We start from the raw sequence: 21,238 nt of genomic DNA, 5'->3' as shown, positions 1-21,238 counted from the left end.
TCATCTCAGGAGCTTACAGTCCTCTGTCTTTGCCTCGATCAACGCCCGGAGCAGCCCTCGGCATCGCTCATCCCCGTCCCTGCACTGAGCCTGGGTCTCCTGATCCCTGCAGACCACGCTGTTGCGGATCAGAATATCCAAGCGACGCTCGACCGCGCGAGAGACGTCGGCGTCGGGGCGCTCGCGCTCGACGGCCTTCGCGACGGCGAGCGCGACGGAGAAGGGGACACGCTCCTTCATGCCATATGTCTCCTCACGGAATCGCTGCACCAGCTTGCCGAGCGCAAGGCGTGCCCTGTCGTAGTCGCGTGCGAGGCTTCCACCGCTGCGCACGGGCAGCGCGTCCGACGACGACAGATCGGCCGACAGCAGGAGCGCCATGCGGATCTGGGCGTTGCTCGCGTCGGGCAGCTCGGCCGCGAGCTGCGCGGCGGCGTAGGCCACCCGCGGCGCGGCGAACGATGTCCCTCGATCTGCGAGATCAGGGCTGTCGCCTTCGGCTGCGATGTCGACCACGGCCGCGCCGCGGTTCGAGTACCACTCCATCCGGCCGCCCGCAGCCGCGCCGACGACGATGACGTCGGGCGACGATGCGCCGAGGCGCTGCGGACAGAGATCCATCCTGCCCACATCGCGGCCGTCGTTGCCCGCTCCGATCACGAGGAGGAGCCCCGTGTCGAGCAACCCTTTCAAGCTGTCGCGGCACGCCGCGGCGTTCATCGGAAACTGCACGGAGACCGAGCCGACCCGCGCGCCCGCGCGCGATCTCGCCGCGCGCACAGCGGAGACCGTCATGGCCGACGACAAGGTGCTGCCCAGCGGAACGATCCGCGGTTGACGGAGCGCTCCGCTGGAGGTGGGCCCTGCGCTCCCTCTCAGGATGGAGTTGACATGGTAGGTGTGGTTGCCAGCGGGGCGATCCGCGAACGGCGAATCACGATGCGACGGGATGAAGCCGCGCGCGTACTCGAGCGCACCGGAGGTCTCGGCGCGATACCATCCGAGCAGGCTAGCGCCCCTGCTCGGGACCACACTGGCGAACGGCCCGCGGAGGATCCAGCTGAAGGTCGCGGGGTCCCGGAGCGAGTAGCCGCTCTCGAAGGAGAGGATGGCGAGCTCGTTGCCTCCGAGCGTGACCGACGCCCGGTCGGTCACCTGGTCGAGCGCATCGGCCGGGTCGAGCAGCACGAAGTCTGACGTCTCCAGCGGCGCGAAGGACCCGTCGTACACCCGCACGCGTGTGATGAGCCTGTTGTCGTCGCGCACGACCGCGGGGACGTAGACGAGGCTCGGGTGATCGCCGAGGTCGAACACGACCTTGCCCTCGACGAGCCGGTGGCTCGGGCTGAGGAGCTGAACCTCTCGATTCTGGCGGACGCCGTTGATGTACCGGTCGACCACGACCGCCTCACGCTGTCCGGTCGTCTCGTCCTGATCGAGCACGACGCGCTGGAGCTCGCAGGCGTCGAGGCACGAGCTGCCCGCGCTCGGCGGGAGCGGACGCGCATCGCGCATGAAGTCGCGGTCCATCGCTCGCGTCGTGGCGGCCGCGAGATCGTCCAGGTGTTCCCCCGAGGTGGTCGACGCAAGCTGCGGCCGCGTGCGCGTGTACGCGGGGTCGCCCAGCGCAGAGGCCAGGGCGTCTAGCGATGACGCGCGGAGGCTCACGTAGCCTGACGGTGGAGCCATGGATCCCATCGGAGGATGATGGAGCTGGTTCTCGAACGCGATCCTGACGACATCCTCGGAGAACGCCGGCGCCGTGCCTACCGCGACCAGGATCGTCGCGCGTGGGCTGTCCACCGACGTCGCCGGGATCCGCGGCGAGAGCGACGGGGCGACGTCTCTCAACCAGCCGGTGACCTCGTGGGCCTGCACAGGCTCGACGACGAGGCCCAGCCTTGTGCTGCCATGCGTCCACACGCCGAGGCGTAGACAGACCTTGAGATCCCGTCCTGTCTTGCCAGCGCAGCTCGAGTTGAACAACCAGGCGTCGCTCGCGGCGCAGCCTCGTGCCTCTCCTGAGAACACGAGAACGGGATCGGGCGGGCTCGTCCTGGGGCAGCGGCAATCCACGCCGTCGAACTCTCCGCCGCCGCCCTCGCACGTAGCGCGCAACTCCGCGACCGGATCCGCCGGATCCGCGCCATACAGGACACCGGCGTCGCTCGTCCCGCCGCCGGGTCGCGGGGACGGCAGCCGCGGCTCCTCGTCGTCCGAACCGGCCCCGCAGCCGGCCAGGAGAAATACGATAGCCATCGTGCGTGGCGTGCCGCCGACCCTCATGGGTGCACCGTGTTGGCTTCGAGGGGGGGCAGCGCGCCCGGGGACCGCACGGCGTCCTCCTCCAGCCCATGCGGCTCTACCAGCTCGTCCGGTAGATTCAGCCGGAAAATGTCACGGTTGAGGTACTCTGCACCGTCGTTCTGGTACCAGGCGGAGCCGCTGAGGAAGCCCTCGGCGACGACGATCTGGCTCTCCAGCGACTCACCCTCCGGCGTGACGTTGTACACCTTCCCGAGGAAGCTCTCGATGCCGATTCGAACGATCTCGTCTTTCGATCCATCCACGCGCGCCAGGTGCTCACGGACGGCCAGCGTGCTCGCCTCGCGCATGTATCCCGCGCCGTCGACGAGCGGGTGATTCCCGGTGACCACGAGCCGCCCGCCGCCCCTGGTCTCGATCACGACGAGCTCGTGGTGAGTATCGCTTGCCTCCATGGTGTACCGAGAGACGCGACCCAATTCCAGGGTCGGCTGTTCGAGCGTCGCGCCCTCGGCGAGCGTGACGATGTCGAGCAGGCGAGCGCCGGTGGCCTCTCCGATGGGAGTGTAACCGCCGTCGTAGAGGAGCTTGACGGTGGGTTTGTAGCAGGACGACGTGCACACGGCCCGGATCTGCCCGTCGTCCGGTTTCCACCCCGAATCAGAGCCAGAGATGGGCGCTCTCCAATCGGGCTGCTGCGCCGACTTCCACAGCGGGTACCGCGGCTTCTGCTTATAATCGCCTGTCGGAAGCTTCAGCCACTCGGCGCTGGCTGAGTTGGTGGCGCCCTCGAGAGCTCCAAAGTATTGTACATAGTTACGCGTGCCCATTGTCACGAACGAGTAGTATTGCGCAATCATCGCCGGGAAGTACTTGATCGACCACTGCACCCGGCCAATCGCCTCCGTGGCGCCGAGCGAGTCCTCGCTGCAGCGCACGTCGATTTCATTCTCATAGAGCTTTACTTCATCCCAGTCTGTCTGCATCTGGGCGAGTCCGGTGCTCGCCTGGAGGACAGATGCCGCGCCGAAGAGAGCTGCCAGCTGGAGTCTTCCGATAGGTTTCATGACATCATTCCGTGCGGAGTTGCTTCGTCAGAGCTGCTCGACGAGGTTTTCACATTCGCCCCATCCGATGATCTCGGAGCTGCGGTCGTGGGAGACCGCGTACTCCGGCGCGTAGTTGATGCGCTGGTAGACGTCGTACTGTCGCTGCGTGAGGGCGCCCGTGCGCAGCGCGTGCAGGCGGGCCGCCTCGCACAGGACGCCGGCGTTGCTGGGCGCCCCCTTGATCTCCAGGAGGGTCCTGTCGATCGGCCTGAGACCCCTCTCGACGTTGCTGGCGTAGTCCGAGCACGGGTGCGTCATCTGGCTGCCGTTCTTCGTCATGTACGGGTTCTCGAAGCAGTAGATCAGCGCCTTGGTGAGCTCTCGCCGGTTCTCGAAGGCGGCCTGCTGCACCTCCGCGACCTTCGCGTGCTGCTCCGGTGAGAGCAGCTCGCCGTAGCCGAGCAGGCTCGATGCGCGCGCATGATCCTTGCGCGCTCGACGCAGGAGATCCTCGATGCGCTCGCGGGCCGCCAGCGTCAGGTCCGCGACCTCCGGCGTGTTCCCCGCGACGAGCCCGTCCAGCCCGGAATCGGCGTAGCTCGCCGTGTGATAGGAGATGATCTTCAGGGTTGCCGGCATCTGCGCGATCTGCTGCGGCAGCTGCGTCCCGTAGCTGATGAGGTGGCGGAAGCCCTCGACGCACGGCGCGAGGTTGCTCGCGTCGCAGCTTGCGACCTCGGGGCGGAGGATCGACGCGAGCTGGCGCGCGTCACCGCCGTCCTGGAGAGCGCTGAGGGTGACGCGCACGCTCTTCTTCTCCTTCTCGTCCGCGATCGCGAGCGAGCCTTCGACCTGCACCGTGCCGGCCAGGACGTCGACCTTCAGGCTCCCGGCGAACCGCTCCTTGTCCTCCTTGTTCTTGAACTCGATGCTCATGGTCGCCAGGAAGGTGAGGCCGACGTTGATCTCGTTCACGAACTCGTTCTTGCAGCGCTCGTGCAGGAGGTGCTGGGCGCTTGTCGAGTAGCGCCGTCCACTCTCGCTGAGCTCCAGGCTGCCGAGGGTGAGCTTGCGCTTGGTGAGATACTTGAACGACAGGGTGTGCGTCTCGCGGTACTCGGTCGCGGAGTTGGTGTTGGCGTACTCCGCCTTGCCCTCGACCTTCACCGTGGGAAACCCGACGCCGAGGCTGATCTCGCCCGCGATCGTCTGCAGCGCCTTGTCGTAGGAGATGTCGCGCGTGTACTCGAGCTGGGCGTGCTGCGAGGTCACGGTCTGCTCCAGACCCTTCACGCACGCGATGTTGCCCCACGACGCGCGGTCCGCGTCGTATGCCTGACCCAGATCGAGCTGGTTCGCGATCGACCCGGGGATCTCAGCCCGGGTGAGCTCGCTCGCCCCGGTATCGCCAGCATCACAGCCGCCCAGCGAGATGAGAAATGTTACAGGTGCCGCTAGGACGACGGCCTTGCTGACGGAGCGCATCGGTGGTTTCCTTTCGGCGGCGACGTGCTGGAGGGGATCAGCGGCGGTCGGCGTGGACGAGCAGGCAACCCGCATGCCGGCGTTGACGGCGGGTGTGCTCCACCTCGTTCCAGGTGAATGACCTCGCGGTCTCGAGCGCCACGACGCGGCGTCGCGTGCGGACACGCGGAGGTTGCGGGCAACGCGCCGGCCGCGGGCGTGGGCGGCGCGGACGTCGCGTCTTCGTCCAGCGTGACGACGCTCGGCGCCGTCACGCGAACGTCTAGGCGATGGACAGGTACCCGTCAGCGCGAAGGTGCCGCATCGACGTCTCGTTCTACGAGGGCGGCCTACAAAGTGCCCGGATATGTACGTCCGACGGCTTATCGGCCGGTGAGCTGGGGCTCGTGGGTCCGCGCCATATTGCCCCCCCGTTCACATGAGCCCAGAGGATGTATTGTGGCCGGGGGAGGTCCACTCCGCTCGGCAATTTCAGCCATCCCCTCACGGCCTCCGCCACGGCGCTCTCGAGGTCGCCGAAATGCGCGCTGTAGTCGGTGCTTCCGATCGAAATAAAGGAGTAAAACTGAGCCACCATGACCGGATGATGTTTGGCAGCCCAGAGCACGCGACCTTGTGCGGCATGGGCGTAGAGTGGATCTTGCGAACAAGCTACGTTGAGCTCACCCTCATGGAAAAAGCCTTTATCCCACCCCTGCGAGCTCTGCGCGGAGCTTGCACCAGGCATGAGCGCCAGGACCGCGGCGAGGAGCTGGGCTTGCAGTTTGCTGCTGGCTTTCATGTGCGACCCGTTCCTTTCTTCCCACTCCATCGCTGCCCGCGGCAAGCGCACCGCTGCGCTGCAAGCTCTGGAGCCGCCGCGGCGAGGGGCGCCTCCGGACTTCCCGTGTGACGGCGCCGCCGAGCCGCCCGGCGGTCTCGGAAGAGCCCAGCGCGGAGCGCGCCAGGAGCTGACTTGCAACGAAATCGCTTCTCTCCATGTTCCACAACATCGAGGCTCCAGCGCCTGCTGGGGCCCGCGAAGCGACACATGCCAGGAGCGGGCCCGGAAGAAGGGTGCGGGGCTCGCGCAGGAGGTTGTCTCTCCGTGTCCAACGGGCACGCAATCGCCGTCAAGCGCCGTAGCACTACGGCGGGAAGTTGCCCCGGATCAGCAGAAAAACCGCCATGGCGCCAAGGCCGCCAAGAAGAGAGGGGGAAGGGGGCCGTCCCGGTATTCCCCCCTATTTCCCTGGTTTCTTGGCGCCCTTGGCGTCTTGGCGGTTCGCTTCCCTGGCTGACTTCCCGCAGTAGAGGTAGGCGTCTCCCCGGCTGCCAGCGTCCAGAGCGGAGCGCTCGAGACTGTGGGCCTCGCCGTCGTTCGCTCATCCGCAGCGTGTCCCGCGGACGTCCCCGGCAGCGTCGAGAGCGCCTTCTCGGCGCCCGACGGCTGGGACGGCGCCTGCACCGCCGCGAACGCGATCCCCGCGGGCCAGGACTGCGGCGGGCAGCCGTGCGTGCAGTCGCTCTCGGTCGAGGCGCCGACCGTGCTGGTGACCGCCGCCTGCACGCCCCGGGTGGACGAGCCGCCGCCGCCGGCTCGCCTCGATCCGTGGCAGACCCGGGCGCTCGCCTGCCTGCCCGGCTCCTACACGGAGTGCCCGGACGACCGGAGCACCTGCATGCCGTCGCCCGGGCAGCCCGGGGTCCCGCCGCCCGGCGGCTTCCTGACGTGCATCTTCCACGAGGGCGACGTCACGTGCGGGGAGCCTTATCTCGACAGGCACGTCTTCTTCGGCGGCGCCGACGACCCCCGCAGCTGCTCCGAGTGCGGCTGCGGGGAGCCGGAGGGCGCGTCGTGCACGATCATGGCCTCGGTCTTCAGCGACGCCGCGTGCACGGAGACGCTCGTGTCAGCCGTCGTGAGCTCGACGACGCCGTTCTGCGGGGTCACGCCGCCCGGCGTCGCCCTCGGCAGCAAGTCGGCGGAGGTCGTCGCCGTCGATCCCGGCTCGTGCGCGCCGAGCGGCGGTGAGCCGGTCGGGGAGATCCTGCCGGCCGAGCCGTCGACCTTCTGCTGCCAGGCATAGGGCCCGCGCGGGCCATCACCTCTTGTCAAAATACGAGAACGGATCGGCAGCGCCCTTCAGGGGTCGAGAGACCGCGACCGAGCGGGATATCGACGACGCAGCCATCAAGACACCGCAGCACGGCAAACGCTCGCCACCGGCCCGTGGTTATGCGCCGGCGATGCTGGTCGCCTCAACGCGTCGACCCTCCCTCGCCGCGACGGATGACAGGCGATCATCGTCTCGCGCTCAGCACCGGTTCCACCCGGTCCGCGAGCTCTCCGCGCTTCTCGTTGCGGAGCGCCGCGACCAGGGCGGCGGCGAGCGGCCCCGAGTCGATCATCGGCCCGGCGAGCTCTTCGAGCCAGCGCGCCATGATCTCGCATGGATCGCGGTCGATCGAGGCATCGCGAAGGAGCGATGTGAGCGTGTCCGCGAGCGCCCCGCGCCCATGCGCGCGGAGTTCTGCGAGGAGCTCGGCCGCGAGCTGCGCCGGATCGACCATCGGTCCGACCAGCTCACGCACCCAGCAGGTCGTCCGTGTCGTGGGTGCGCGCGAGCTCGTCACCGCCCGCGACGAGGGCCGTGCGTTCGGTGCGATCCATGCGGGTGGCCATCAGATCTCCCTCCTTCCTTTACCGTCGCGGAGGGTAGCAAACACGAACCGATTTTCCTCAACGTAACCGTTCACGACCCGTAGGCACCCCCTTCGCCTCGACGGTACCTATCTATGCCTTGTCGAAGAAGTCGACCGTGACCTCTCGGACGAAGAGTTATGTTACATGAAGGCGAGAAGGTGGGAAGGGATGATTGTGCCGCCTCGTCGACGCTCGCGCGGTCGACGCATGGCTTCCGGCGCCTTGTCGACGACTCGGGCCCGGCGGAGGCATCGGCGGCACGCGGCCTCGCCGCCGCGCGCCTGCGGGCGACGTGCACGCGGGCGACGACCTCGGCGTCGACCGCCGTTTCCTCCGCTCGCTGCTGGGCCCAGCCACCCTTCGCCGCAGACCGCTCTTGCTCTCGCATCGCGTCGCGAATCTACGGCGACGGCGCGCACCAAGCGAGGATGGGGTCTACAGAACGTATATGCCCAGATCTTCGCACTCTATCAGCCGATAGCTTTCGATGTCCGGCCTCTCTTGAATCAGCGGTTCTATCAAGTCATTGGCCGACTCCGGGTCGGTCGAACACTGCAAATCCGATACCTCCTCCAAGCAATCGCACGTCGAAACTTGCGCTTCGTAGGTGCAGATCCAGAACGTTTTCCCGGGGCTGCAGATTATCATTGCCGGGTCATCGCAGCCGGCGATCCCTGTTGCAAGAAGAGTCGACGTCGCAAATTTTCGGATCGATGCAGGTTGTATCATGGCGCGCCTGAGCTTGGACGATTGTAGCGGACGCTGAGAATACGCGGGACATCGATCGATGCCAACCACACACCACACGAAGCGGACACCCCGGACGTAAGGAGGCACGAAGACCCGCGATGACACCTCCCGCGAGCCAGGGCTACGGCGGTCAGCCATGCGTGCCGTCGCTCTCGATCCATGCGCCGGCCGCCCTGGCGACCGGCGCGCGCACGCCGAGGGGGGGGCGAGCCGGTCACACGAGCCCGGCTTGCTCGGGAGCGCAGCCCGGCGCGGTGGACGGTCGGCGAGCGGCCGCATGCGGTTTGCCGAGACCCACCCACGGCTGCTCGCCTGCTCGACCCGAGCTCGCGCTCCTGCGCACCGTCGCGGCACGCAGTTTGCGACGCATGCGGCGCAGGGGCGCGGCTGTCTCATCGCGGGATCGCTCGGCCCTGGAGCAAGGCGATGGACGGCGCAGCCAGGGACATCTTCGTCATCAGCGACCTGCACATCGGTGACGGCGGCGCGCGCGACAACTTCGACTCGGGCAAGAAGACGCCGCAGCTGCGCGCATTCCTCGACCACGTGGGCAGCGAGGGAGGCGAGCTCTTCGTCCTCGGCGACTTCTTCGAGCTCTGGCAGATGAACCTCAGCCTCCTGCTCGTGAAGCGGCGGGCGCTCCTCGATCAGCTCGCCACGCTGAGGCTCGTCTACGTGCCCGGCAACCACGACATCGACCTCGCGCACTTCATCGACACGGACTTCCTCCATCACCCCTTCTTCGCGTGCATGCGCGCGCCCTTCGTCCGGGAGCTCGGGGACAGACGGTTCCGCTTCTGCCACGGGCACGAGACCGATCCGTTCAACGCCGGGGACGACCCGGGCTTCGGCCGCATGCTCTCCATCTTCGCCGGCGTCTTCGAGGACCAGAACGGCTCTCCCCTCCTCACGAGCGGCGAGAGCGTCGAGGATGTCCTCGAGCAGTTCGGCGACTCGATGTTGACGATCTGGAAGCGCTCCCTGGCGACGGTTCACCGTAGCCAGGGCGCAACGAAGGAGGTGCGCCCCACCTCGGAGCTGACGCCGGCGCAGAACCCGGACCGGCTCGGCGAGCACGTGGTCGGGGTCCGAGCAGAGCTCGACAAGGGCGAATACGACGTGACGGTGCTCGGGCACACCCACAAGCCAGGTCGCATCGGCGACTGGTACTTCAACAGCGGCTCATGGACAGGCCCCCGCAACTCGTTCCTTCGCATCTCTCCGGACGGACACGTGCGCTATCTCGAGTGGAAGGACGGTCACGCCATCGAGCGCGAGATGCCCGTCGTGCTCCCGGAGGCAGGGCCCGGCCGCGCGCCCGCGGCGCCGAAGAACCCGGTGACCGCGGCCATGTCCGCGGCGAGGACGCTCTTCCCGAAGCCGACCCGGCCGGAGCGCTCCCGGTGGGTCCTCATCGCTCAAGGCGTCCTCGCGATCTCGGTGGGCGCCGGCGTCCTGACGATCTCGGTCGGTCAGGGCTCGTCCGCGGGGTGGCGCGTGCTCGTCTCGGCCTTCGCCGCGTACGCGCTCGTCGATGGCGCCCTGTCGCTCTTCGGCGCGTCGCGCGAGCCGACCGTCCGCCGTCTCCTCTCCCTCGTGCGCGGCGTGGCGAGCCTCCTGCTCGGCCTCGTGGTGCTCCGTCGCGGCTATATGGTCGAGGTCTTCGTGATCCTCGTCGGCATCTGGGCGTTCATCTCGGGCGCGTTGCGCGTCGCGGCGTCGGTCGTGCTCAAGGGAATGGTGGAGTCGAGGTGGCTCTTCGCCGTGGGCGCTGGGTCGATGCTCGCCAGCCTCGTCCTGCTCTCGCTGCCCGCGTCGGCGGTGCTGCTCAAGTTCGCCCTGGCCGGCTACCTTTGTTACTACGGCGGGGGGGAGCTCCTGGCCGGCATCTTCGGGCAACGGGCGTCGAGGACGGCGAGCCTCCGTCCCGCCGCATGAGGCCGCTCGCGGCCCTGGGACACGACCGCTGACCGGCGCAGAAACACGCCCTCGCCGCGCGCCGTTGATCTACGCTCCGCCCGCCCCGGCAGTCCGGCGGCCGAGCGGGCGGGGAGCTGCTTCCGCGGCGCGACCAGGACGCCGGTCGCTCTCGCGGCGCGCCCACGGGCTCTCGCTGGCCTCCCGGCTTCCCGCGCGCCTCGCAGGTCGAGGGCCACCTCGGAGATCCAGCCATGAAGATCCCCCTCCCGATCACCCCGTCCCGCGCCTCGCTCGCCGGCCTCGCCGCCCTCGTCGCCCTCGCCGCGGGCGCCGCGTGCGTGCAGCCGCACGCCCCTCCGCCGGCAGAGCCGCCCCAGGCAGCCCCGGCGCCCACCGCCGCCCAGGCCGCGCCCCCGGCGCCGCGCTTCGACGAGATCCCCCGGCTCGACTTCAACCGCATCGCCGTCGAGCTCGATCTGCCGCTCTTCTGGATCGCCGACCGGAACAGCTCGGGCGCGGTCGAGCCGGACGAGGTCTCCGGGCTCTGGCACCACACGACGGCCCCCGCCTGGGTCGCCTCCGGGGCGTTCACCCCGGAGTTCACCTCGGCCTACGCGGCCATGACAAGGATCAAGGCCGAAGGCCACCCGCGCGCCGGGCTCGATGAGGCCGAGAAGCGCCGCCGCGACGCCGTCCTCGCGGAGCTCGCGGCCGGCCGCCCTTCGCTCCTCCGGTCCGACTTCCGCGGCGCGTCCGCCGAGGACCGGGCCATCGTCGGCCACCTGCTCAAGGTGGCCGAGCTCATCGAGCAGATCCACGCGAAGCAGCTCGGCTCCGCCGGCATGGCCGACAAGAGCCCGCCCGACGATCCGGCGAGCCGGGCGCTCTTCTGGCGCAACCAGGGGCCCTGGTGCGAGCAGCCCAGGAGCCGCAACGAGCCGAGCTGCAGCGCGCTGCCCGGCAAGCCGCCCCGCGTGACAGGCGTCTACCCGGCGCGCCTCCAGCAGGACAAGACGTTCTGCGCCGCGCTCGAGGCGCGGCGGGACCAGCAGGCGCTCCTCTCCCCCTTCACCGTGGTCGTCGAGCAGGGCGGCGCGCTCAAGGCCGTGCCGTACAGCGAGGCCTACAAGCCCGAGATGGAGGCGGTGAGCCGGGAGCTCAAGGCCGCGGCGGAGGCGATCCAGAGCCCCGGCGAGGCCGCCTTCAAGGCGTACCTGCTCGCGGCGTCGCAGGCGTTCCTCGACAACGGCTGGGAGCTCGCCGACGAGCCCTGGGCGAAGATGAACGCCGAGAACTCGGCGTGGTACCTGCGCGTGGGGCCGGACGAGACGTACTGGGAGCCGTGCAGCCGCAAGGCGGGCTTCCACGTGAGCTTCGCGCGCATCAACCAGGAGTCGCTCACCTGGCAGAAGAAGCTCGACCCGGTGAAGGCCGACATGGAGGCGGCCTTCGCGAAGCTCGCAGGCGCGCCGTACAAGGCGCGCAAGGTCGCGTTCCACCTGCCCGACTTCATCGACGTCCTGGTGAACGGCGGCGATTCGCGCGCCGCGACCGGCGGGACCGCGGGGCAGAGCCTGCCCAACTGGGGGCGGGTCGCCACCGAGGGCCGCGGCCGCACCGTGGCGATGGTGAACCTCCTGCACGACGACGACAGCCGCGCCGCGCTGCGGGAGGCGACCGCGTCGCTGTTCTGCAAGACCACGATGGAGAGCGTCTCGCTCGAGCGCCCCGTCGCGACGCTCGGCACGGTGCTGCACGAGGCGGCCCACAACCTGGGCCCGGCGCAGGGCTACAAGGTGAAGGGCAAGACCGACAGCGAGATCTACGGCGGGCCGCTCGCGTCGATGCTCGAGGAGCTCAAGGCCCAGACAGGCGCGCTCTTCTTCACCGGCTGGCTCGTGCAGCAGGGCGTCCTCGACCCGGCGCTCGCCCGCATGTCCGAGGCGAGGGACGTGATCTGGGCGCTCGGGCAGGTGGGGCAGGGCATGCACACGGCGGGCGGCGAGCCGCGGCCCTACGGCCAGCTCGCCGCGATCCAGCTCGGCAGCCTGCTCGACGCGGGCGCGCTCGGCTTCCACCGCGGCGAGGTGGCGGCGAACGGCACGGACAAGGGGTGCTTCTCGATCCAGGCCGACAAGCTGCCCGCCGCGGCCGAGGCGCTCGCGAGGACGGTGCTCGGCATCAAGGCGCGCGGCGACAAGGCCGGCGCGCTGCGCCTCCGCGACACCTACGTCGAGCAGGAAGGGGCCTGGAAGGGGCTCCGCGGGGTGATCGAGGAGCGCATGCAGCGCATGCCGCTCGGCAGCGTCGTCTACGCGATCGAGATGTAGCAGGTCGTCCCGTCCTCCGCGCTGACGTCCATGCCGGGCGGAGCGCTGCCGGCATCGCCCTGCCCTTGACGATCGAGCGAAAGTCTACGGATACTCGCGCGACATGAGGAGCCCGTGACGCCCTACTACCGCCGCGACCAGGCCGACGGCATCACGCCGCCGAACCTCGCCGACGAGTCGACCTACGCGGAGCACATCGTCCATGCTCGCGGCAAGCGCACGCGGTTCACCTCCCTGAGCATCGACCCGGCCACCATCGTCGACTTCGGGCCTCAGCTCTGGCAGTTGATTCAACCCAAGATCTACGACGACGGTCACGGCGTCGTCTCCCACGACGCCCTGGTCGGCACCCTGCGCGAGGAGCTCAGGTCCGCGCCCGATCCAGCTGCCCGCGAGCTCGCGGCCCGGGCGCTCCCGCGCGCGGTCAAGCGCCGGGAGGCGCTCGTGCACTGGCGCTTCGATGTCTCCCGGATCGCTCGCAAAGAGCTCTCGGAGTGGGCGCGTCCTCACGCGCGGCACTACTTTGTGAAGGCATGAGCTCCGATCTGTTCTCGTGCCGTAACTGCATCCACAACCCGGCCCAGGGGCTCACGCTGGGGCCGGGCGCCGGCTTCTGCCTCACGTGGGGCTCGATCATCGATCGGCCGGAACAGACGACGTGCAAATACCTGCATCGCAAGGATTTGCCGATGTTCCTCGCTCGCCGTGGCGTCCAGGAACACGAGGAGGAGTTCTCTCAGGTAGCGTACATGGCTGACCTCGAGACCCATGAGTCCCTCGTTCCGCGCGCATACGACAGCGACGCCATGCTCGAGGCGGAGCGGCTGGATACCGCGACCCGGGCTGTCGCCGCCTACCACGCGCTGGACAGCGCGCCGGACACCACCGCGCAGCGCCGCTCCTTGACGCTCGCGACGTTCGCGGGGGCCGCGGACGGCCGCAGGGCCATGACGTACGCGAGCCTGGTGCGCCGCGTGCTCGCCAGCGGAGCCCCGGCGCGCATGTGGACGCGACGCGTACTGGACCTGCTGGACGAGATCGACACGGACGTCCTGTTTCGAGCGGCGGACCTCCTCGAGGCCGGTGGAGCGGCCGCCGCCAGGTGGGAGGTGGCGCATGCGCGCCTCTCGTGCATCCAGGAGTTCGGCTGGCACGCGGCGCGGGAGGAGCTGATGTATCCGATGATGGAGCTCGGAGCCCACGTCGCCGAGGAAGACTGGAACGGATTCCTCCTCGCGCTCGGGCGACTCAAGGGGAGCTTCCGGGACGCCGTCATCGCCCTGGACGCCGAGCAGCGACTCCTGAGATTGCCCCGCCCGTAGCCCAGTGGCGAAGGCCGTCGACAGCAACCCACGGCTCGCCTGGAGGGCCCCATGACCCCAGCGCAACCGCACCAGACGACCCCGCCCGCGCGCAGATCGAAGAGCGCGCGCGGGCGGCTCCGCGCCCTGGGCCTGCTCGCGCTCGTCGGCCTCCCCGCGCTCGGCCTCGGCGAGCTCGCGATGCACGTCCACTTCAGCGAGAGGGCTCCGGCGTTCGACGCGTGGCGCGAGGTGAAGGCGCCCCTCGCGGCGATGAAGCAGCCCGGGGACCTCGTGGTCGTGGCGCCCGCGTGGGCGGATCCGGCGGCGCGCCGCGCGCTCGGGGACGAGCTGATGCCGCTGCGCGACGCGGCCCGGCCCGACGAGAGCCGCTACGCGGCCGCCGTCGAGATCAGCGTCCTCGGGCAGCGCGCCGAGGAGCTCGCGGGCTTCCGCGAGGAGGCGCGGCAGGAGCACGGCCGCTTCGTGCTCCGGCGCCTCGTGAACCCGGCGCCCGCGCGCGTCGTCTACGACTTCGTCGATCACGTCGCGCCGGCGTCGGCCGACGTGCGCGTGACGGATCCGCCGGCCGCGTGCCGCTGGAATCCGCGCGCGCGGGTGGCCGCCGGGGGCCTCGGCGGCCACCCGACGTTCCCCGCCGAGCGCTTCGAGTGCCCCGGCGGCCCGTTCTTCAACGTGGGGGTCACGGTGATCGCGGACGAGGAGTTCCGCCCTCGCCGGTGCATCTGGTCGCACCCGCCGAGGGACGGCGAGATCGTGACGCGCTTCCGCGACGTCCCGCTCGGCTCGGTGATCCGGGGGCACGCGGGCATGTACTGGATCATCGAGCGCGACCGGCGCGGCGCGCCGGTCACGCTGTCGGTGCGCGTGAACGGCGAGACCGTGGGCGAGGCGACGCACGCCGACGGCGACGGGTGGGCGGCGTTCGAGTTCCCGCTCGGCGCCCACGCGGGCGCGGCCAGCGCCGAGGTGGAGCTCGCCGTGCGGTCCGCGGACTACACGCACCGCCACTACTGCTTCGAGGCAGACACCCGATGAAGCGAACGACGCCCCTCGCGCCCGCCGACGGCCTGATCGCGCTCGCGTTCGCGGCGGCGTACGTCGCCCTCCTGCTCGCGACCGCGGGCGATCTCGGCTACGCGCGCGACGAGGGGTTCTACTTCCACGCCGCGAGCCGCTACGGCGCGTGGTTCCAGGCGCTGATCGAGGCGCCGCGCGCCGCGCTCGATCCGGCGATCGTCGACGCGGCGTGGTCGGTGAACCACGAGCACCCCGGACTCATCAAGTCGCTCTTCGCGCTGTCGAACCTGCTCCTGCAGAAGCGGCTCGGGCTCTTCGACATGGAGGGGACGAGCTACCGCTTCCCCGCGATGGTCCTCTCGGGCGCAGGCGTCGCGCTCGTGTACCTCTGGGGCACGCAGGCGCGCGATCGGCTCGCCGGCGCGTCCGCGGCCGTGCTCTTCGCGATGCTGCCGCGGTACTTCTACCACGCGCACCTCGCGTGCTTCGACGCGCCGATCGTGACCGTCTGGGCCCTGTGCGCGTATGCGTACTGGCGCTCGCTGCGGGAAGGCGGCGCGCTGTGGCCCGTGCTCACCGGCATCACCTTCGGCCTCGCGCTCGACACGAAGCACAACTCGTGGTTTTTGCCGATCGTCTGCGTCACGCACGCCGTCGCCCTGGAGCTCAGGGAGCGGATCGTCGCGCACCCGTCGAGGGCGGAGGCCGCGCTGGAGGCGGAGGCCGCGCCGGCGAACGCCCCCGCCGCGGCGCCGGAGCCACCGCGAGGGGCCCGGCGATCGGTCGCCGCGCTCGCCGCGATGGCGACGATCGGCCCCCTCGTCTTCTACGCGCTCTGGCCGTGGATCTGGCGCGAACCGCTCCCGCGCCTGCGCGAGTACGCGTCGTTCCACCTGAACCACGATTACTACAACATGGAGTTCCTCGGCCGGAACTACTGGACGCCGCCGATGCCGAGGGCCTACGCGCCCGTGATGACGGCGGCGACGGTGCCCGTCGTGACGCTCTGCCTCTTCGTCGCGGGGCTGTGCGCGGCCGCGCGCGAGCGCCTGCTCTACCCGCTCGCGCGCGCGGCGGCGCGGCTCGCCCCGGCCAGCGGGAGGCCCGCGCTCGCCGCGGCGCGCGCGCTCGCCGCGCGGCTCCGGCCGCCGTCGCACGACCCCGGCGGCACGGCGCTCCTCTGGTTCCTCGCCATCGCCGCCGTCTACGGCGCGTGGCTCTCCCCGAGCACGCCGATCTTCGGCGGCACGAAGCACTGGATGACGGCCTACCCGTTCATCGCCCTGTTCGCCGGGGCCGCGTTCTCCGCCGCGGTGAGGCGCGCGCGCGTCGGGCTCCGCGCGCTGCTCCTCGCCCGGCGCGGCGCCGGCGCGCCGTCCGGCGTCGCCGCGCGCGGGGCGCAGGGGGCCGCGCTCGCGCGTGCGGCGCGCGGGCCGCTCGTCCCGGCGCTGCTCGGGGCGGCGGTGATCGCGGCGCCCATCGCCGAGACGCTGCACGCGCATCCGTGGGCGCTCTCGAGCTACACGCCGCTGGTCGGCGGCGCGCCCGGCGGGGCGAGCCTCGGGCTGAACCGCTCCTTCTGGGGCTACACGACGGGCGCGGTCGTGGACTACCTCAACGAGCACGTCCCGCCCCGGGGGACGGTGTACATCCACGACACCGCCGGCCAGGCGTGGGACATGCTGCTGCGCGACGGGCGGCTGCGAAAGGACATCCGCGGGGTGGGGGCGGTCGCGGACGCGGACTTCGCCCTCTACCACCACGAGAAGCACATGCTCGGGCAGGCGTACCAGGCGTGGGTCGCGTTCGGGACCACGAGCCCGGATCACGTCGCCGGGCTCGATGGCGTGCCGGTGATCCTTGTCTACCGGAACCACCGGGCCCGCTGAGCGCGATCAGCGCTTCTTCGCCGCGGCCTTCTTCGCCGGAGCCTTCGCCGGCTTCTTCGTGGAAGCGGGCGCGGCCTTCTTCGCCGGAGCCTTCGCCGCCTTCTTCGCGGCGCTCGCCGCGGTCTTCCCCGTCGCGGCCCTCTCCGCCGAGGCGGGCGCCTTCTTCGTCGCGGCGCCATTCGTCGCGGCGGCAGCCTTCTTGGCCGGCTCCTTCTTCGCGGCCCGGACCGCCGCGGCCTTGGGCTTGCTCGACGCGGGCCGCTCCACCTCGGGCTCGGCCGGCTTGCGAGGCTTCCCGCGCGCGGCGAGCCCCTTCGAGGGCGCCTCGTCCTCGTCCGCCTCGCCCTCGAGATCCTCGTCCTCGAGGGCGTCATCGTCGTCCGCCTCGTCCTCGACGTCCTCGTCGTCGAGGCCTTCGTCCTCGTCGTCGAGGCCCTCGTCCTCGTCGTCGAGGCCCTCGTCGTCGAGATCCTCGTCCTCGAGGTCGTCGTCCTCCGCGCCCGCCGGCTGCGGCGGAGGCTCGCGGCGCCGCGAGGCGGGGGCATCGCCGCGCAGCGGAGCGATGGCCGAGGGGCCCGTCGCGCCGAGCTCGTCGAGCGGCTCGCCGAGCAGCGCCCCGATCTCGTGCGTGAGCTCCGTCATGTGGCTGTCGACCTCGAGCGCGTCCTGCTCGGACAGCGGGGTGAGCTTGAGCCTGAGGACGCGGTCGCCCGCGAGCTCCCACGACGCGGCGCAGCCGCCCTCGCGCAGCATCCTCGAGGCGATGGCGTCGATCCGCTGGCGCAGGCCGCCGCGCGCTCCGGGGTCGATCCTGCGCTGCAGCTCGAAGCGGCGCTCCATCATCGGGAGCGTCACCACCCTCGCCTCGACGAGATCGGAGAGCTCGTCGGCCACGGCCTCCTCGATCTCGAGCCGGGCGTCGGGGTCGCTGCTCTCCAGCGAGAACGTCGCCTCGCGGAGCTCGGCATCGTAGGCCGTCAGCTTGCCGCCGGCGCTCTGGGCCGCGCGCGTCAGCGACTCGCGCAAGACCTCCACCGGCGCGCGCTTGCCGACGGTCGAGGCGACGTACCCGAGCGTGTCCAGCCGCACCTGCACCGGACCGTCGTCCTCGATGCCGAGCTCGGGCCGCGGACCGAGCAGCGCGTCGCGCATCACCCGGAAGACGTCGCGCTTGATCACGTTGTCCTCGGTGAAGATGTCCTCGACGTGCTCGGACTCCATCAGCGTGCTCGTGAGGCTCGCGACGAGCTCCTCGACCCGGTCGTCGAGCTCGTCGGTGCCAAACGTGGTCGTGACCTCTCCGTCGACGAGGGCGTACGGATCGAGCCGGGGAGCGATAGCCGCGATGTCCGCGGACATCTTGTCCTCGAGCTCGCGCGCGAGCGCGGTCGCGCCGCCCCTGGCCACCAGGATGTGTCCGTGAGCCTTCAGCGCATCAACGATGCTCGTGGAAAGTCGGCGGGAGAGATTGCGCTCGTTCACGAGGCGCGCAGCTTACACGTTTTGCGCGGCCTGGCGATACGGAGAGCGCGGATCGGCCGTGCTCAGGGGTCGTTCTCGATCACCTTGATCAGCACGCCGCCGATCCGCTCCGGGATGGCCGCGCGCGCTGCCGCAGCCCCTCCCGACCGGACGCTGACGCGGACGATGAAGCCGACCCCGTCCTCTCGCTCTACCCCGACGCCAACACACCACGGCTCGCCGGCGATCTTGGCCTTGAGCTCGTCCTTGGCCCGCCGGGCCGATCCCACGTCGCTCATCTCATTCACCTCTCCATCGGTTGGAGCGCGCCGCGACAGCCGCTCGCGCTCACTCGCTGTATCCGACCGCCAAGACCTGCCACGTCGCGGGCGCGTCGGCGACATCCACGATGCTCGCCGCGAAGTCGCCGCTCGCCGACGGGGCGAGATCGCCGCCCGCCACGGCGATCTGACCGACGCTGACGATCTTCCCGTCGGCGCCGTAAAGCGAGACGATCGCGAGCACGGACCGGGCCGTGAAGGTGGACTCGTTCGTGATCCTGCCCGCCACCTGGTACGGGCTCTGCCCGCGCGTCGGCGTGAACTTCGTGTCCGCGATGCTGAGCTTGGCCAGCTTCCCCCGGAACGACGGGGCCGCGGGGGCGATCTCGGCCTTGAACGCGGCGAGCCCGGGGGGACGCTGCGACGCGAACGCGCACGGGACCTTCTCGCCCGGCGGCAAGAGGCGCACCTGGGTCGCGCAGTCGCCGCTCAGGAGGGCGACGTTGCCGGCGTCGTAGAGCGTCACCTTCGCGCTCGGGGAGCCGATGGCGACCGTCCCGGTGTTGTGGATCTCGCCGACGAAATGCTGGAGCTTGCCGGCGCGCGCGGCGAAGGTCCGGAGATCGCGGATCTCGGCGCGGTGCACGCCTCGCTCCGCGGCCGCGTCGACGGGGCGGTCGGCGGTCGGGGCCGTGGGCAGCGGCTCAGGCAGCCTGGCGATCTCGCGGGCGGTGACGCCCGTGGAGAAATAGATGACCACCGCGCCGGCGAGGATGCAGAGCAGGAAGACAGCTCCGCAGCCGATGCCGAGGATCAGCCCGAGGTTCGACCGCCTCGGCGGAGGCCTGAGCGGCGCGCCGCCGAAGCCCCCCGGAGAGGCGCCGAACGCGTGCGGAGGCGGACCACCGTAGCCGCCGGGAGGAGGGCCGTAGCCGCCCGGAGGACCGTGGCCGCCGGGGGGACCGTGGCCGCCCGGAGGACCGTGGCCGCCGGGAGGAGGGCCGTGGCCGCCCGGTGGGCCTCCTCCCGGCGGATAGCCGCCAGGGGGGTGGTTTGCCGCGCCGAGCGGTGCGCCCTGCTGATCCATGAGGCCCGCAGTATGCCGGAAAAGAGGGCCTCCAGGTCCAACCCGCGGCGCGCGGCTCAGAGGTGCCGGCGCGCGATCTCGGCCCACGTGCCGGTCGGCTCGATCTCCAGGTACCTCCGCCAGCACGGGCGCGCCTTCGTCGGATCGCCGATCTGCTCGTACGCCATCGCGAGGTTGTAATAGGCGTCCGCGAAGCGCGGATCGCTCTCGATCGCGCCGCGGAAGTACCGGATCGCCTCGGGCGCGCGGCCGCGCTCCAGCATGACGTAGCCGAGGTTGTACTGCGCCTCCGGCTGGGCCGCGTCGAGCTCGAGCGCCTTCATGTAGAGCGCCTCGGCCTGCTCCTCGGCGTTGCGCCGGAAGCAGATGTTGCCGAGGTTCGTGTACGCGATGGCCAGCCAGGGATCGATCTCGAGCGCGCGGCGGTAGAGCGCCTCGGCCTCGTCCATCGTCGCCGGATCCTCGTCGAGCTGGCTGGCCTGCATGTAGAGATCGTAGGCCGTGCGCGCGCGATCCCTGCCGACCTTCGGGCGGAGCACGCGCACGACGTCGTCGCGCAGCTCCTTCACCTCGAAGTCGAGCACCATCTGCCCGGTGAGCGGCTCGAACGCGCCCGACGCGCCCCGGACCACGACCGCCTTGCCGTCGAAGGCGACGCGGAGCTCGGCGAGGGGGCGCGTCACCTTGGGGAGCGCGGCGCGGATGTTGCCGATCGCCCGCGCGACGTCGCGCAGGCGCACCTTGCGGGCGATGAGATCGCGCGCGGCGCGCAGGGCGATCAGATCCGAGAAGGTGTACGCGCGCCGCCCTTGCCGGCGGCCGCTCGGCGACGCGATGCCGGCGCGATCGAGCGAGCGCAGTCGCCCGGGCGAGATGCCGAGCAGCCGCCCGACCTCCGTGCCGGTGAACATGTCGGTGACCGGCTCGCGCGCGCCCGGCGCAGGCTGCGGCGCCTCCGGCTCGCCGGTCCGCGGGGCGGGCGGGGGCTCCGACACCCGCCCCCCGCCGGGGCCGAACACGACGTGGATCACCTTGTCGGAATCGCCGGAGGCGGAAAGGTCCTTCTTGCTCATCGCAGCGTCGCGGGCTCCGCGCCGAGGATCGGCAGAGGCTGAGCGCGCCGCGGGGAGCGTACCCCGCCTCGCGCCGGAGTGCTCCCGTTCTCCACGTGGACACGCGCGTCAAGAGGGGACACAGCGGACATCGCGAGCGCTCGCCGCGGCGGCGCGACGGCGAGCGGTGCGAGGGGGGCAGCTTTGCTTGGCATGGCGATCACGCGTGCGCCGTCCTGTCGGTGGTGACCAGCACGCGCGCCATGACGTCCACGGTCAACGCGAACACGACCGCCGCCGCGCGCGGCGCGAGCCCGCAGCGGATCTCGGCGTGCAGCGGCCCGAGCGGGCCCCCCGCGCGCGCGGCCGCCTCGCGCTGCGCGACACGGAGCGCCCGCAGCCGGAGGTGAGGGTCGAGCGCGAGCGCCCGGTCGAGCGGCGCCGCGAGCGGCACGTCCGGCGGCAGCGCGACGAGCACGCTGGTCGACCCGTAGTACACGAGCGCGCCCCCCTCGTTCCGGGTGCTCCCCTCGCTCACCACGTCGGCGTCGTCGAACAGCGCGTGGAGGCGCCCCGCCGAGCAGGTCACGAGCTCGACGCGCCGCCGCTGGAAAAGAGGCGGTCGCCTGACCTTCGCCAGA

The 21,238-nt window shown here is 70.7% G+C and carries 16 protein-coding genes; 7 read left to right on the top strand and 9 right to left on the bottom strand.

What is annotated here, in order from left to right; translation table 11 throughout:
- The 3 genes from WMF28_RS19035 to WMF28_RS19025 are packed head-to-tail and all read right to left on the bottom strand — an operon-like array spanning nucleotide 1 to nucleotide 4,586.
- A complete protein-coding gene (locus tag WMF28_RS19035) occupies nucleotides 1-2,259 on the bottom strand; it encodes a S8 family serine peptidase (protein ID WP_437603662.1) in 2,259 nt (752 codons plus the stop codon).
- Between the two features lie 23 nt (nucleotides 2,260-2,282).
- A complete protein-coding gene (locus WMF28_RS19030) occupies nucleotides 2,283-3,332 on the bottom strand; it encodes a Hint domain-containing protein (RefSeq protein ID WP_437603661.1) in 1,050 nt (349 codons plus the stop codon).
- A gap of 27 nt (nucleotides 3,333-3,359) precedes the next feature.
- A complete protein-coding gene (locus WMF28_RS19025; protein ID WP_437603660.1) occupies nucleotides 3,360-4,586 on the bottom strand; it encodes a hypothetical protein in 1,227 nt (408 codons plus the stop codon).
- Nucleotides 4,587-6,142: 1,556 nt separating this feature from the next.
- On the opposite strand from WMF28_RS19025, the gene WMF28_RS19020 reads away from it, so the two are divergent.
- Entirely contained in the window at nucleotides 6,143-6,868 is a 726-nt protein-coding gene (locus tag WMF28_RS19020; RefSeq protein ID WP_437603659.1) for a hypothetical protein, read from the top strand.
- Nucleotides 6,869-7,082: 214 nt separating this feature from the next.
- On the opposite strand, the gene WMF28_RS19015 is transcribed toward WMF28_RS19020, so the two are convergent.
- Nucleotides 7,083-7,352: a hypothetical protein gene (locus WMF28_RS19015; RefSeq protein ID WP_437603658.1), complete on the bottom strand. Its 270-nt coding sequence runs from the start codon at nucleotides 7,350-7,352 to the stop codon at nucleotides 7,083-7,085.
- Between the two features lie 1,309 nt (nucleotides 7,353-8,661).
- Between WMF28_RS19015 and WMF28_RS19010 the strand changes: the two genes are divergently transcribed.
- The 6 genes from WMF28_RS19010 (at nucleotide 8,662) to WMF28_RS18985 (ending at nucleotide 16,716) form a co-directional block, all read left to right on the top strand.
- On the top strand, nucleotides 8,662-10,173 hold the full coding sequence (locus tag WMF28_RS19010; RefSeq protein ID WP_437603657.1) for a metallophosphoesterase: 1,512 nt from the start codon (nucleotides 8,662-8,664) through the stop codon (nucleotides 10,171-10,173).
- 233 nt (nucleotides 10,174-10,406) lie between these two features.
- Nucleotides 10,407-12,485: a hypothetical protein gene (locus WMF28_RS19005; protein WP_437603656.1), complete on the top strand. Its 2,079-nt coding sequence runs from the start codon at nucleotides 10,407-10,409 to the stop codon at nucleotides 12,483-12,485.
- A gap of 114 nt (nucleotides 12,486-12,599) precedes the next feature.
- Nucleotides 12,600-13,022 carry a hypothetical protein gene (locus WMF28_RS19000; RefSeq protein WP_437603655.1) on the top strand — a complete coding sequence of 141 codons (423 nt, stop codon included), beginning with the start codon at nucleotides 12,600-12,602 and terminating at the stop codon, nucleotides 13,020-13,022.
- Nucleotides 13,019-13,807: a hypothetical protein gene (locus WMF28_RS18995; protein WP_437603654.1), complete on the top strand. Its 789-nt coding sequence runs from the start codon at nucleotides 13,019-13,021 to the stop codon at nucleotides 13,805-13,807. Before WMF28_RS19000 ends, WMF28_RS18995 begins: the two co-directional genes overlap by 4 nt.
- Nucleotides 13,808-13,858: 51 nt before the next feature.
- Nucleotides 13,859-14,845, top strand: coding sequence for a hypothetical protein (locus WMF28_RS18990; protein ID WP_437603653.1), 987 nt, complete (start codon nucleotides 13,859-13,861; stop codon nucleotides 14,843-14,845).
- A complete protein-coding gene (locus WMF28_RS18985; RefSeq protein ID WP_437603652.1) occupies nucleotides 14,842-16,716 on the top strand; it encodes an ArnT family glycosyltransferase in 1,875 nt (624 codons plus the stop codon). The genes WMF28_RS18990 and WMF28_RS18985 overlap by 4 nt, the downstream gene beginning before the upstream one ends.
- A 6-nt stretch (nucleotides 16,717-16,722) precedes the next feature.
- On the opposite strand, the gene WMF28_RS18980 is transcribed toward WMF28_RS18985, so the two are convergent.
- The 5 genes from WMF28_RS18980 to WMF28_RS18960 all read right to left on the bottom strand — a co-directional run bounded on the left by WMF28_RS18980 (nucleotide 16,723) and on the right by WMF28_RS18960 (nucleotide 21,186).
- Nucleotides 16,723-18,198 carry a hypothetical protein gene (locus WMF28_RS18980; RefSeq protein ID WP_437603651.1) on the bottom strand — a complete coding sequence of 492 codons (1,476 nt, stop codon included), beginning with the start codon at nucleotides 18,196-18,198 and terminating at the stop codon, nucleotides 16,723-16,725.
- A gap of 62 nt (nucleotides 18,199-18,260) precedes the next feature.
- Nucleotides 18,261-18,476 carry a hypothetical protein gene (locus tag WMF28_RS18975; RefSeq protein ID WP_437603650.1) on the bottom strand — a complete coding sequence of 72 codons (216 nt, stop codon included), beginning with the start codon at nucleotides 18,474-18,476 and terminating at the stop codon, nucleotides 18,261-18,263.
- 49 nt (nucleotides 18,477-18,525) lie between these two features.
- Complete coding sequence (locus WMF28_RS18970; RefSeq protein WP_437603649.1) at nucleotides 18,526-19,545, bottom strand: hypothetical protein; 1,020 nt, start codon at nucleotides 19,543-19,545, stop codon at nucleotides 18,526-18,528.
- A 56-nt stretch (nucleotides 19,546-19,601) separates the two neighbouring features.
- The gene (locus tag WMF28_RS18965) at nucleotides 19,602-20,618 is read right to left on the bottom strand and encodes a tetratricopeptide repeat protein (protein ID WP_437603648.1); all 1,017 of its coding nucleotides are present in this window, start codon (nucleotides 20,616-20,618) and stop codon (nucleotides 19,602-19,604) included.
- A 199-nt stretch (nucleotides 20,619-20,817) separates the two neighbouring features.
- Nucleotides 20,818-21,186: a hypothetical protein gene (locus tag WMF28_RS18960; RefSeq protein ID WP_437603647.1), complete on the bottom strand. Its 369-nt coding sequence runs from the start codon at nucleotides 21,184-21,186 to the stop codon at nucleotides 20,818-20,820.
- Nucleotides 21,187-21,238 lie beyond the last annotated feature (52 nt).

It is taken from the genome of Sorangium sp. So ce590, assembly GCF_051521365.1.
Classification (GTDB): domain Bacteria; phylum Myxococcota_A; class Polyangia; order Polyangiales; family Polyangiaceae; genus Sorangium.
This window is presented reverse-complemented; position numbering and strand designations above follow the sequence as displayed.

Coding starts and splice junctions, on each gene's coding strand:
- WMF28_RS19015 (WP_437603658.1), bottom strand. CDS start 7,352: ATGGTCGATCCGGCGCAGCTCGCGGCCGAGCTCCTCGCAGAACTCCGC.
- WMF28_RS19010 (WP_437603657.1), top strand. CDS start 8,662: ATGGACGGCGCAGCCAGGGACATCTTCGTCATCAGCGACCTGCACATC.
- WMF28_RS19030 (WP_437603661.1), bottom strand. CDS start 3,332: ATGAAACCTATCGGAAGACTCCAGCTGGCAGCTCTCTTCGGCGCGGCA.
- WMF28_RS18990 (WP_437603653.1), top strand. CDS start 13,859: ATGACCCCAGCGCAACCGCACCAGACGACCCCGCCCGCGCGCAGATCG.
- WMF28_RS18970 (WP_437603649.1), bottom strand. CDS start 19,545: ATGGATCAGCAGGGCGCACCGCTCGGCGCGGCAAACCACCCCCCTGGC.
- WMF28_RS18995 (WP_437603654.1), top strand. CDS start 13,019: ATGAGCTCCGATCTGTTCTCGTGCCGTAACTGCATCCACAACCCGGCC.
- WMF28_RS18975 (WP_437603650.1), bottom strand. CDS start 18,476: ATGAGCGACGTGGGATCGGCCCGGCGGGCCAAGGACGAGCTCAAGGCC.
- WMF28_RS18985 (WP_437603652.1), top strand. CDS start 14,842: ATGAAGCGAACGACGCCCCTCGCGCCCGCCGACGGCCTGATCGCGCTC.
- WMF28_RS19005 (WP_437603656.1), top strand. CDS start 10,407: ATGAAGATCCCCCTCCCGATCACCCCGTCCCGCGCCTCGCTCGCCGGC.
- WMF28_RS18965 (WP_437603648.1), bottom strand. CDS start 20,618: ATGAGCAAGAAGGACCTTTCCGCCTCCGGCGATTCCGACAAGGTGATC.
- WMF28_RS19035 (WP_437603662.1), bottom strand. CDS start 2,259: ATGGCTATCGTATTTCTCCTGGCCGGCTGCGGGGCCGGTTCGGACGAC.